6 protein-coding genes are annotated in these 12,997 nt (G+C 72.4%); 1 reads left to right on the top strand and 5 read right to left on the bottom strand.

Going from position 1 to position 12,997, the window contains the following annotated elements; translation table 11 throughout:
- Nucleotides 1-21 precede the first annotated feature (21 nt).
- On the top strand, nucleotides 22-1,515 hold the full coding sequence (locus DPA01S_RS11135; RefSeq protein WP_061916281.1) for an acyl-CoA carboxylase subunit beta: 1,494 nt from the start codon (nucleotides 22-24) through the stop codon (nucleotides 1,513-1,515).
- 363 nt (nucleotides 1,516-1,878) lie between these two features.
- Here the strand turns inward: DPA01S_RS11135 and DPA01S_RS11130 are convergent, their stop codons facing one another.
- From DPA01S_RS11130 to dprE1, 5 genes are read right to left on the bottom strand one after another with little or no spacing between them, the layout of a single operon-like run.
- Nucleotides 1,879-5,238, bottom strand: coding sequence for an arabinosyltransferase domain-containing protein (locus tag DPA01S_RS11130; RefSeq protein ID WP_061916261.1), 3,360 nt, complete (start codon nucleotides 5,236-5,238; stop codon nucleotides 1,879-1,881).
- A 22-nt stretch (nucleotides 5,239-5,260) separates the two neighbouring features.
- Nucleotides 5,261-8,638, bottom strand: coding sequence for an arabinosyltransferase domain-containing protein (locus DPA01S_RS11125; protein WP_061227888.1), 3,378 nt, complete (start codon nucleotides 8,636-8,638; stop codon nucleotides 5,261-5,263).
- Between the two features lie 23 nt (nucleotides 8,639-8,661).
- Nucleotides 8,662-10,605 carry an arabinofuranosyltransferase gene (locus DPA01S_RS11120; RefSeq protein WP_061916258.1) on the bottom strand — a complete coding sequence of 648 codons (1,944 nt, stop codon included), beginning with the start codon at nucleotides 10,603-10,605 and terminating at the stop codon, nucleotides 8,662-8,664.
- Nucleotides 10,606-10,607: 2 nt separating this feature from the next.
- Complete coding sequence (dprE2, locus tag DPA01S_RS11115) at nucleotides 10,608-11,369, bottom strand: decaprenylphospho-beta-D-erythro-pentofuranosid-2-ulose 2-reductase (RefSeq protein WP_061916255.1); 762 nt, start codon at nucleotides 11,367-11,369, stop codon at nucleotides 10,608-10,610.
- Nucleotides 11,370-11,419: 50 nt separating this feature from the next.
- The gene (dprE1, locus tag DPA01S_RS11110) at nucleotides 11,420-12,868 is read right to left on the bottom strand and encodes a decaprenylphosphoryl-beta-D-ribose oxidase (protein WP_061916252.1); all 1,449 of its coding nucleotides are present in this window, start codon (nucleotides 12,866-12,868) and stop codon (nucleotides 11,420-11,422) included.
- Nucleotides 12,869-12,997: the final 129 nt, after the last annotated feature.

The following is a 12,997-nucleotide window of genomic DNA, read 5'->3' as shown; positions in this document are numbered from 1 at the left end:
CGGGTCAAGACCGAGCAGGCGATGGATCCGGGCAGCGAGCGGGCCAAGGCCCGCCGCGACGCTGCGGGTCAGACGCCTCCCCGCCAGCGGATCGCCGAACTCCTCGACGCGGGCAGCTTCGTGGAGATGGGCCAACTGGCCAAGGCGCCGGGCAACCCCGACAACCCGTTCGGCGACGGCGTGGTGACCGGCCGCGGCACCATCGACGGTCGCCCGGTGGCGGTGTATGCGCACGACAACACGGTGTTCGGCGGGTCCGTCGGCGAGGGCTTCGGCAAGAAGGTCTGCGCCATCATGGACTTCGCGATCAAGATCGGCTGCCCGATCATCGGGATTAACGACTCCGGCGGCGCCCGCGTGCAGGACGCCGTCACCTCGCTCGCGTATTACTCGGAGATCGGCCGCCGTCAGTACCCGGCGTCGGGCCACGTGCCGCAGATCTCCATCATGCTCGGCAAGTGCGCGGGCGGTGCCGTGTACGCGCCCGTGACGACCGACTTCGTGGTCGCCGTCCAGGACCAGGCGTACATGTTCGTCACCGGCCCCGACGTCATCCGTCAGGTGACCGGCGAGGACGTCACGATGGACGAGCTCGGGTCCGCGCTCGAGCAGGCGAAGCGGGGCAACGTCAACCACGTGGCCGTCAGCGAGCACGACGCGTTCATGTACGTGCGTAATCTGCTCAGCTACCTGCCGTCGTCGGCCAGCGAGAAGGCCCCGCGGATCAACCCGGGACTCGAGCCGGAGACCACGGAGTCGGACCTGCAGCTCGACACGATCATCCCGGACTCGGACAACGCCGCGTACGACATGCACGACGTGCTGATCCGGATGTTCGACGACGGCGAGTTCATGGAGACGTCGGGGCAGTTCGCCTCCAACATCATCACGGGCTTCGCGCGCGTCGACGGTGAGCCGGTGGGCGTGATCGCCAATCAGCCCCTGCACCTGTCCGGCGCGCTGGACATCGACGCCTCCGAGAAGGCGACCCGGCACATGATGCTGTGCGACGCCTACTCGATCCCGCTGGTCTTCGTGGTGGACACCCCCGGCTACCTCCCGGGTGTGGAGCAGGAGAAGCTGGGCATCATCCATCGTGGCGCCAAGATGGGCTTCGCTGTGGCGGCGTCCTCGGTTCCCAAGGTGACCTTCGTCGTGCGCAAGGCCTACGGCGGGGCCTACGCGGTGATGGGCTCCAAGAACCTGGGCGGTGACCTCAACTTCGCGTGGCCGACCGCTCGCATCGCGGTGATGGGCGCCGAGGGCGCGGTCGATCTGCTGCAGCGCCGTCAGATCGAGGAGGCGGGTCCCGAGGAGGGGCCGAAGCTCCGCAAGCAGCTCATCGACATGTACAACGAGTTCATCGCGACGCCGTACACGGCCGCCGAGCGGGGCTACATCGACGCGGTGATCGAGCCCTCGCACACGCGGCTGGTGTTGCGTAGTGCGCTCGAGCAGCTCCGGGACAAGACGCGGGTCGAGCTTCCGCGTAAGCATGCCATCTTCCCGCTGTGATCCGATAGCAACAGCGCGCCAACGGCACGAGCGCACCGACGGGCGGCCCACCGACGAGGGGGCCGCCCGTCCCGCATTTCTCCGCCCCGCAGCCGCCCCGCAGCCGCCCCGCAGCCGCTCCTCGACCTGGCGTCTCGCTCCCGCTTCTGCCCGCGTTGGCCGCAGCCGCTCCTCGACCTGGCGTCTCGCCGTCACCGCGGTGCGCGCGAGACGCCATGTCGGCGGGCGGCTGTCCTGGCGACGAGGGCTCAGGCCGGGGCCGCGCCAACGACCGAGGGCCCGCCGGTGGCTGCTGCCTCCGGCGGGCCCTCATCGGACCGGCGGGCCCTCGTCAGGCCGGCGCGGTCCCGCGCGCTGAGCGGGTCACTCGGGGTCGGTCACGAAGATCGGCCCCTCGGGCTGCCACCAGCCCCAGCGGGTCTCGGTGCCGGTGGTCACCTCGGCTGGCGCCGGCGGCTCCTCCTGGTACGTGCCCAGCGGGGTGTAGGCCTCGATCGAACCCCAGTCCCGGTTCCAGTCGTGCCGCAGGTAGGAGGGGATCGTCCGCGCCCGCTGCGCGGTCTCCACCCATCCCAGCGGCCCGCCGGCCTCGTACGACATCCAGGTGCTCGTGGCGCTGACGGCCAGCGGACGGTCCGGGAGGATCCGGTACTCGGGCAACTCGGCCACGCCCGCGTGGTGAGCGAACGGACGCTGGCACGGGAACTGCAGGCTCACCGCCCAGTCCAGCAGGACCGGCGAGTCAGATCCCACCATCTCCTGGACCGTCACGAGCTCGGGAGCGCGCGGGGGCGTGATCGCTGCCCACTGATCGGGGGTGAGGTCGTTGTCGTCGACCCGGACACGCATCACGTCGGCGTCCGCGGGGGCGTCCTGCATGTCCACCCGCAGGTTCCGCCACGTGGGGGCGGGGCCGATGTCGAACGGGACGACCGGCTCGCCCACCGTCTCGACGCCGGCCTCCGCCGAGCGGCCGAACTCCACGACCACGCTCTGGCCGTACCTGTAGATGCCGTCCGCGTCGAAGCGGCCGATGCGACCCGCCGCCGAGATGACCAGCAGCGGATGCGACTCCCGGTTCTCCGGCAGGCGGTACCAGCCCGTCTCCAGGCTGGCCTCCCGCTGCGGGCCCACGAGGAACGAGCCGAGCACCGGCGTGGTGGCGGGATCGAGCCCGAAGGGCAGTGCGACGGTCGAGGAGTTGACACCCTCGGCGCCCCGGCCGCCTCCGGTGCCCGCGCTCTCACCGGTGTTGACCGACGGGCCGCCGCCGGGCTCGGAGGTGGTGTTCGCGGCGCCGGGGTCGGCGACCACCGCGTCGGCGGACAGGTCGGGGGCGACACCGTCGGGCGTGAACCCGGTGTTGCCACCCGCCTCGATGGCCGCGGCGCGGTCCTGCGGGTCGATGGTCCCGTCGGGCAAGGGGGTGGCGTCGAGCGGGGTGAGCATGCCGGCGTTGGCGTCGGGCTCGACGAGGACGCGGTCGGCGAGCATGCAGGGGTTCCCGGCGAGCGCGGAGAGGTTGCCCTCGGCGATCGTGTACGCCGGGAACTGCTTGTGGACGCCCTTGGCGAACGAGGCGATCGAGAAGATCACCAGCAGGCCGGCGACCACGGCGATCGGTGCGGCGGCGAAGGTCCGCACGCGGCGTCGGCCCTCGGTGGTCCGGGGCGCCTTGTCGCCGGTGTAGTCACGACGCAGGTGCTGCCACCCGGCGTAGGCGAACGTCAGGACCGCCAGGACGAGCAGGACGGTGGCGGCGTCGATGCCGCGGATGCTCGGCGCCTTGTCCCACCAGGGGATGCCGTAGCTCGAGACGTACCACCAGCCGTTGGGGCCGGCGAACGCCAGCGCCACCACGAGGAGGATCACGCCGAGGAACAGTGTGCGGTTGCGGGCGGTGCGGACGGCGGACGCGGAGATCGCCAGGGCTCCGAGGGCGGCGATCGCGCCGCCGATGCCCGCGTAGACACCGAAGTGGTGGGTCCACTTGGTGGGCGAGAACATCATGAAGAAGGCCGTGCCCACGACCACGCCGACCAGGCGCCAGACCGGGCCCGAGGCGGCGCCCGGGACCTTGCCGCGGCGCAGGAGGGTGCCGACGACGACGGCGAGACACAGCAGCACCAGCAGGACCGGCAGTCGACGGGCGAGCGAGCCGTCCACCGTCGGGATCATGAGGTAGTAGTAGCGGACGAACTCCTCGAACCAGCTCAGGCTGGGACCGATCTCGCCGCGGACCCGGATCGCCTCGAGCACGGCGGCGAGGGTCTGCACGCCGAACACGCAGATCAGCACCATCGTGCCGGAGGCGAGGACGGGCGCGACGAGCGCGAGGTACGAGCCGATCACGCGGCCGCGGATGACGACGGTGCGCACGACGGCCCGCAGGCCCATGAGCAGTGCCGCGACGGCCATGAGCCCGGTGGGACCGGTGGCCAGGGAGAACGACGCGATGATGACGGCGATCGCGAACGGCAGCATCCGCCGGGTGGCGATGGCCCGTTCCACGGAGACCCAGGTCAGGAGGGCGCCCAGCGCGATGATGGGTTCGGGCCGCAGGCCGTTGTTGAAGGCCATCCAGAAGGCGAGGAAGACGGCGGCGGCGCTCCACACGACGACCGGGGTGGTGCGGGCGGCGCGTCCGAGGCGGGGCAGGACCTCGCGGCTGAGGACGAGCCAGCACAGTATCGCCGCCAGGAGGGCCGGCAGCCGCATCCACGGACTCGCGGTGGACACGTGCGAGAACAGCGTCAGCAGGTCGTAGTAGGGCGAGCCGAACGGCGACTCGGGGACCCCGTACCAGCGGTAGTAGTTGGCCATGTAGCCGGCGGGATCGGCGGCTCGGGCCATGGACAGGATGTAGCCGTCGTCGGAGGTGTTGCCGCCGACGAAGTGCCACACGCCGAGCGTGCCGATCACGGCGATGTCGGGCGGGCGGATCCGGAACCAGCCGCGCGGCAGGAAGCGGCGTGCGCGGCGACCGTCGGTCTGGTCCAGCGCGTGCAGCGCCCACAGGGCGACGGCGGTCGACAGCAGCCCGATGACGATCGCCGCCCACTTCCACGCGGTGGGGTCGGTGGTGAAGCGGGAGTCGACCTGCACGGTGACGTCGAGGCCCTCGGGCACCGCGGTGTCGGCGGGCAGGTCGGTGTAGACGCCCACGACCATGGGGCGCAGGTCGTCGGCGTCGACACGGCGCGCGGCACCGTCGATGCCGTCGAACGACGCCTCGACGTAGGTGGGCGCGGCGACGACGCTGAGCTGCGTGCAGTCGCCGGCCTCGACCCGGTCACGGGGCGCGGAGACGATGACGCGGTTGCGAGAGACCACGTCGACCGTGTCGGCGGAGGCCCGGACGAACAGGGCGCGGTCACCGGCCTCCTCGCCACCCGCCGGGGCGGTGGACAGCAGGATCCCCCCGTCGGCGGGCAGCCCACCGACCAGGTCGCACGGCGCGGTGGCGGTGAACCGCTGGGGCGAGTGCGCCATGAGGGGCGCGGTGACCGAGCCGACCGACCCGTTCTGCGGCCACTGCACGGTCGAGGTGGTCTGGGAGACCGGCAGGAACGGCAGGGCCAGGAAGCACAGCGTGCCCACGAGGCCGCTGACGATGGCGATGAGCCGGAGCCTCGCGACCCGCGGGTCGGCGGCGATCGCGCCGGAGGCCGGACTGGGAGCCGGGGGATGAGCCGGGGACGGTTCCGGGGAGGAGTCTGACACGACAGCCGATTCTAGGCGACGATCAGTTCATCGGACCCGGCGTGGTCCAGCCCCAACGCACCTCGCTTCCGCGGAGGAGTTCGGCGGGAGTGGCGTCCGGGTCGAGGGGTTCGAACCGCTGCAGCGAGCCCCAGTCGCGGGCCCAGTCGTGGTCGAGGTAGGTGGGGACGGTGATGGCCTCGACGGTCTGCCTGGTCCACAGGAGCGGGCCGCCGCCGCCGGCGCTCTGCCACCAGTTGGCGGCGGACGACGACTCGCGGTCGGCGAGGATCCGGTAGCGGGGGATCTCGGCGACGCCCCCGTTGTGGACGAACGGCCGCTGGCACGGGAAGGCCAGCGCGACGACCCAGTCGATGAGCACGGGGTCGGTGTGGCCGACGACCTCGTCAAGGGTGCGCAGCCGCGGGTTCCGCGGCGGGGTGACGGCCAGCCACTGGTCGGGGTCGAGGTTGCCGTCCGCGGCCACCACGCGCACGACCTGGGCGTCCTCGGGGATCGAGTCGAGCGGGATGCGCAGGTTCCGCCAGGCGGGCGCGGGGCCGACGTCGATGGGGGTGGTGGAGCCCATGACCTCGAAGTCGGTGGGCCCGGTCGCGCCCACACGGCCGGGGCGCCCGTACTCGATGCGCAGGGCGCCGTTGCCGATGCGACCGGCGGCCGCCATGACGAGGAGCGGGCGGTTGGCACTGCGGGCGGGCAGCTCGTACCACGCCGAGGTGAGCTCGGCCGCGACCTGCGGGCCGCGCCGGTAGGAGCCCAGGACCGGGGTGGTGTCCGGGTCGAGACCGAACGGCAGCGCGACGGTGGAGCCGTTGACCGTGACGGCACCGCGGCCGCCGGTCGTGCCGGCGTCCACACCGTCGCCGGGGTCGCGTTCGCCGGACTCGGAGGTCGCGAGCGCGCCGGAGGCCTCCGCGCTGTCGACGGTGATGGAGTCGGGCAGGCCGTTGGGGGCGAAGCCGTTGACGACGCCCGCGCCGAGGGAGATCTCGGGCCCGGCGCCGACCGCGCTGAGCAGGCCGTCGTTGGAGTCCTCCTCGACGAGCACCGAGTCGGCCAGCGCGCACGGCTCACCGGACAGCGCGCGGATGTTGCCGCGGCCGACGCTGTAGGCGGGGCTCTGGACGAACACGGCGGTGACCGCGGAGACCAGCTCGAAGATCACCACGGAGAACGCGACCACCGTCAGCGGGGTGCCGCCGATCCCGCGGCTCCGGCCGTCGGCGCGGCGGCGGGCGGCGGGGGTGTCGGCGTGCGTCCGCAGGAACGGCGCCGCGCGCCGGACGCGGCGCCACAGGGCGGCGCCGGGCTCGGAGGGGACGAGGCCCGAGTGGATGAGTCCGGCGATGAGCAGGCACACCAGGGCGCCGATGAACGCGACGTACTGGACCTGGACCCCGCCCACGGCGGGGAAGGAGTCGGAGAAGGGGATGCCGTAGTCGGAGACGTACCACCAGGTGTTGTTGGTGGCGGTGGACAGGCCGACGACAAAGCACAGCGCCGCCCACACCAGCCAGCGACTCCGATTGAGCGAGACCGTCGAGGAGCGCAGGGCGATGACGGCGAGGACGGCGAGCGCACCCGCCAGACCGGCGAAGACCCCGAAGTGGTGGGTCCATTTGGTGGGGGTGAACACCAGGAACAGCAGCGATCCCGCGAGGACGCCGATGAGTCGGCGCGAGGGCCCGGCGGCCGCGCCGGGGATCTTCCCCCGCCTCAGCATGACGGCGGTGACCAGGACCAGGCACATGAGCATGAGCAGGACGGGGAAGCGGCGGGCGACACCGCCGTCGGCGGAGACCCCGAACAGCGCCTCCCACCGCTCCTTCTCCCCGTACCAGGGCAGGCTCGGACCGAGCTCGGTGCGGATGCGGGTGGCCTCGAGGACCGCGGCCAGCGTCTGGTCGGCGAACACGGTGTAGAGCAGCGCGAGACCCACGGCCAGGACGGGGCCGAGGATCGGGGCCCACCCGACCACCCGCGCGCGCCGCCGGGCCATGCTGAGGAACTCGCGGGCGCCCGCCGCGAGCGCCGCGACGCACATGAGCCCGGTGGGGCCGGCACCGAGGGAGAACGCGGCCACGCCGATCGCCGCGACGCCGGGCACGAGCCGGCGGGTGGCGATGGACCGCTCGACCAGCGACCACGTGAGCAGGGCGCCGAGCGCGATCACCGGCTCGGGCCGTAGCCCGTTGTTGAACGCCATCCAGAAGGCCAGGAACAGGGCGGCGCCGGTCCAGCGCGGTCCGCGCCAGGTGCGGGCGAGGCGGCCCAGCCGGGGCACGACCTCGCGGCTGATGATGAGCCACGACAGGATGCCGCACAGCAGGGTGGGCAGCCGCATCCACGGGCTGGCGGTGGAGATCTCGGCGAACACGCGCAGGATCTCGTAGTACCAGCCGACCGGGGACTCGGGGGAGCCGAGCCAGCGGAAGTAGTTGGCCATGTACCCGCTGGGCCCGGCCGAGCGGGCCATGGTGAGCAGGTAGCCGTCGTCGGAGGTGTTGGCGCCCACGAGGTGCCAGAAGCCCAGGACGCCGATGACGACCCCGTCGACCCCGGACAGTCGCGACCAGGACCGCGGGACGAAGCGGCGGTGCGAGCGGCCGTCGATGCCGTCGAGGCGGTGCAGGAACACCACGGAGGCGAGGGTGGCGAGCACCCCGATCACCATGAGCACCAGTTTGAGCGCGGTGGGGCTGGAGGAGTACCGGGAGTCGACGGTGACCTCGACCGTGGACTCGCCGAGGCCGTCGGGCGCGGTCACGGGCGTGAGGTCGGTGAAGACCCCGGTGACCTGCGGGCGCATGGTCCCCGGGACGGCGGCGCGGACCGCGTCGTCGGCGTCGTCGGGGTCGCGCTCGAGGCCGGTGAACTCGGCGACGAGGATGCCCGTCTCGGCGCGCACGTTCAGCGTCTCGCACGCGGGGTCACGCAGGGTGGACAGCGGCACCGACAGCAGCGTGATGTTGCGTACCGCCACCTCGATGACCGGGTCGCCGGCCGCGTCCTCGGCGCGCTGGACCACCAGCCCGTCGGAGATCCGCCCGGGGGCGCCCTCCGGCAGGGTGGAGAACACGATCGTGTTCTCGGGGACCTGCGCCAGCGGCGCGCACGGTGCGGTGATGGTGAGGTCGAGCGGTCGCCCGGAGACGAGCGGGGCGGTGACCGAGGCGTAGTCGGGCCCGGCCGTCCACTGCACCCGCGTGGTGTCCTGGTGCACGGGGAGGAACCCGGCGAGGATCGCCAGGACCGCCCCGAGGAAGCCGGTGATGACCGCCCACCGGCGGTCGCGGTCCATGCCGGGGTACGGGTGCAGACCGAGGGGACGCTCGACGTCGGTGTCGTGCACCTCGTCGTCGTCGCCCCGTCCCACGGTTCCCGTTCGCTCCGCTGTCATCGCCTGATCACCGCACAGCCTCCTCACCGCACCGTGATCACGGCGAACGGACCCACGTCGTGGACCTCGAAGTGGTCCCCCTCGACGGCCTCGCCGGGGATGGTGACGCCGAAGCGGCGGACGTTGGGGTCGTTGGGGTAGGTGTCCTCGGCCAGGCGCAGGGTGAAGCCGTCGCCCGACCGGCGCGTGACGATCGCGTCGGGGCCGCGCCACGGCGTGGAGCGCATCATCGCGAACAGCTCGTCGCCGCTGGTGGCGTCCTGCCACGCGACCATGGACGCGTTGCGGTCGGCGTACCGCCCCAGCGGGTTGGCGTAGTGCGAGGTGACGGCCTGGTAGGCGAAGTACGGGTGGTAGGCCAGGAACGCGTCGGCGGTGCTGGCGACGACGAGGTCGGTCCGGTCACGGCCGGGGAACGACTCCAGGATGACGCGGTCGACCTCGGCGTAGTGGGACTCGGGGCCGGGCGGGTAGCGGTCGGCCCGCTCGCCGTGGCCGTCCGTGTCGGTGTAGGCCAGCCGGATCTCGTCGTGCAGGTGGTCGGGGATGCCCTGCGCGTGTGCGAGCACGGCGAGGGCGGCCAGCACACCCACCACGGCGCCGGCGCGCCGACGACGGTCGGCGGCCTCCGCGGCGGGCCGGGGCTCACCGGCCTGACGGCCGGCCGCGCGGACGGCGAGCCCGGCGACGTCGACGACGGCGAACACCCCGGCCACCACCAGGAGGAGGATGAGCACCGGCTCGAGCCGGAATCCCAGCATGGTGGTGCCCAGGACGGTGACGGCCATCGAGGCCAGGCTCCACAGGTAGACGGCCACGACGCCCAGGCCGAGCGCCTGCGCGCGGCGCGAGGTCCACGCCCGCGCGATGATCCACACCAGGCCGGCCAGGCACACCCAGCCGGTCAGGCCGCCCGCGGTCATCGGAAGCGGCAGCCGCGCCCCGGCCTCGGGCAGGTAGTGCATGGCGGTGCCGGAGTCTGCGGGCTCGCCGCGGAGCGCGGCCAGCAGGTAGGGCGCCCACACGAGCAGGGCGATCAGGATCGACCCGGACCCGATCACGGCGAGCCGGGCCGCGGGCAGCCAGAGCGGGATCACGCGTCGACCGCGCCGCGCGGCGAGCACCGCGGAGACGGTCGCGACGAGCGCCATGAGGACGACCGTGCCCGCCGCCAGGCCGGTGTACAGCGTGTAGGTGCACGCCGACGCCCCGAGGAACAGGGTCGTGGCCACGGTGGCGCCGCGGCCGGCGTGGCGGGCCGTCGGGCTGACCGCGTGCCACGCGAGGATGAGGACCGGCGGCAGGAACAGGGCCACCACGGCGCCGTACGGCTCGGGGCTGCCGTAGGCGAGCACGATCGAGGTCGAGACCAGGCCCACCGCGGCGCCGAGGTCGGTGCGCAGGATCCGCGTCCACAGCACGGTGACCAGCGCGGCCGCGACCGCCAGCGACAGGATCGCCCACGGCTTGAACGCCGCCCAGCCCTCGAGGCCGACCAGGTTCGCGAACCGCCCGCCCAGCCAGAACCACCCCGACGGGTAGAACGACGGCAGGTCGATGTACGCCATGTCGGGCAGCCCGAGCGAGGTGGCCGAGCGGCCGAGGAACTGGGTGCGGAACTCCTGGTCCACGCTCACGCCGTGCAGGTACAGCCGCGACGCCGCGAGCGGGATGCCCAGCGTGGCCGCCACGAGCAGGGCCGACCCGGTGGGGGCGGCGAGCTTGCCCAGCCGCACCAGCGCGGGCCGACCCCCCGGCCGCTCCCCGGCGCGCGCGGCGAGGATCCCCGCCGCCACCAGCGCGATCGCGGCGGTCTGACAGACCACGGTCAGGGCACGCAGGACGTTGGAGTTGCCGTAGGCCGGGAAGGAGACGAGCGAGAAGCCGACCAGGACCACGGCGGTGACGGCTGCGGCGAGCAGCGTCGCCGCCCCGGCCAGACCGGGCCCGCGTAGCGCCGGCGGCATTCTCAGAAGGGGAGCTTGCGGAAGATGGGGCGCGGCACGTGCGTGAGCACGGCCATGACCCCGCCGAACGCGGCCGGCGCGAAGACCGCGCCCTTGCCTGCGCCGGCGTTCTTCACCGCGATCCGGGCGACCTCCTCCTTGTTGATGGTCAGCGGCGCCTCCTTGACGTGCGCTGACATCCGGGTGCGCACCTGACCGGGGCGGATCACCAGGACGTCCACTCCGTGCTCGTCGAGCGCGTACCCGAGACCGGTGTAGAAGGAGTCCAGACCCGCCTTGGTGGAGCCGTAGACGAAGTTGGAGCGGCGGGCCCGCAGTCCGGCGGCCGAGCTCATGGCGATGATCCGGCCGAAGCCCTGGCTCTTCATCCGCTCGGCGAGCAGTACGCCCACCGAGACGGCACCGGTGTAGTTGATCTGCGCGATCTGGACCGCCTTGCGCTGGTCGGACCAGAGTTCCTCGTTGTCCCCGAGGAGGCCGAACGCGACGATCGCCACGTCGACGTCCCCGCCGCCGAAGATCGTCTCGAACGCGGCCGGGTGCGTGTCGGTGGCCGCGGCGTCGAAGTCCACGACCTCCACGGCGCTCGCGCCGGCGGCCTTCATCTCCGCCCGGGCGTCGTCCACACCCGGGTCCCCGGGCAAGCAGGCCAGGATCACGCGCATCGGTCCCTGCTGCAGGTACTCGGCACAGATGGCCAGGCCGATCTCGGAGGTTCCACCGAGCAGGAGCAGGGTCTGGGGGACGCCGACGGCATTGATCATGGGCAGGAGTCTACCGACGGGCCCCGACACCGCTGGGGGCGCTCACCCGCTCAGAGCAGTTCGAGCCGCCGGCCCATGTCGGAGGCGAACACCCCGTGGGGGTCGATGCCGCGGCGGGTGGCGATCCACGAGTCGATCTCCGGGTACATGGCGTGGAACCGCCCGGCCGGGACGCGCGAGTCCTTGGCCGTGTAGAGCCGCCCGCCCATCGACATGACCTTGGCGTCGAGGTGGTTGACGAAGCTGTTGAGCCGGTCGTTGATGGGGAAGTCCACGCACACGTTCCAGCCCTCCATGGGGAAGGACAGCGGCGCCTGGTTGCCGGGTCCGAACAGCTTGAACACGTTGAGGAACGAATAGTGCCCGGACCGCTGGATGTCGCCGATGATCTCCTTGAAGCCCTCGACCGCGCCGGGCGGGACGATGAACTGGTACTGCAGGAACCCCTTGGATCCGTAGGCCCGGTTCCACTCCGAGAACAGGTCGAGCATGTGGTAGAACGCCGGCAACGTCTTGATCTGGTTCCGCGACGTCCCGCCGAGCCGGTAGTAGACCTCGCCGATGGGGCCGAAGGTGTACTTGTTGGCCAGCCCGTTGGGGAACACGTCGGGGAACGTGATGAGCGGCTTGGCGTCCATCGCCAGCGGGTTCTTCGCCAGCTTGGGCGCGTACTCCTCGAGCTGGGCCAGCGTGGCCAGCGACCCGCGCGAGACCGCGGCCCGGCCGAGCTTGGGGGGCGCGCTGATCGCGTCGAACCACGCGGACGAGTAGGTGTACTTCGACTCCGACCCGTCGGTGTGCAGGGCGATCGTCTCGTCGAGGCTCGAGGTCTGGTCGTCGTCGGCGAGGAAGAACGCCGTCTCCGTGCGCGTCATCGCGATCCACACCTTGAGCACGATGCCGGTGAGGCCGTTGCCGCCGACGGTGGCCCAGAACAGCGTTCCGTCGGGGTCGTCGGCGGTTCCGCTCGGCTCGAGCGTGAGCACGCGGCCGTCCGCGACGAGCAGTTCCATGCGCGTGACGTGGTTGCCGAACGAGCCGGCGGAGTGGTGGTTCTTGCCGTGGATGTCGTGGCCGATCGCACCGCCGACGGTCACCTGCCGTGTGCCCGGCAGGACCGGCACCCACAGCCCGAACGGCAGGGCCGCCCGCATGAGCTGGTCGAGGTTGACGCCCGCGTCGACCACTGCCAGCGCCTTCTCGGCATTGAGCTCGTGGATGCGGTTGAACCGGCTCATGTCCACGACGAGTCCGCCGGAGTTCTGGGCGCTGTCGCCGTACGAGCGGCCGAGGCCGCGGGCGACCACGCCGCGCCGCAGGTGGGCTGGGGAGGAGGCGTTGGAGTCGTTGACCGCCGCGACGGCCGCGGAGATCTCGTCGACCGAGCGTGGGGTCAGCACGTGGCTCAACGCCGGGGCGGTGCGGCCCCAGCCGGTCAGGCGCCGGAGCTCGGTGTCCAGCGCGGTCGGGGCCGGTGGGGTGTTCTGCGCGGTGCTCACGCGGTCGAGGTTACCGCCCGGCGGGGCCCGGCCGCCGCGTCGCCGCGCCCGGGTGTGACGCGGCCGACGGGGAGATGAGGGAGAGATGACGACGACGACGAGGGCCGCTCGCTCGCCGAGGACCCGCCC

The organism is Dietzia papillomatosis NBRC 105045 (assembly GCF_001570845.1).
Classification (GTDB): domain Bacteria; phylum Actinomycetota; class Actinomycetes; order Mycobacteriales; family Mycobacteriaceae; genus Dietzia; species Dietzia cinnamea.
The sequence above is the reverse complement of the archived record's forward strand: the minus strand, read 5'-3'. Positions and strand labels throughout refer to the sequence as shown.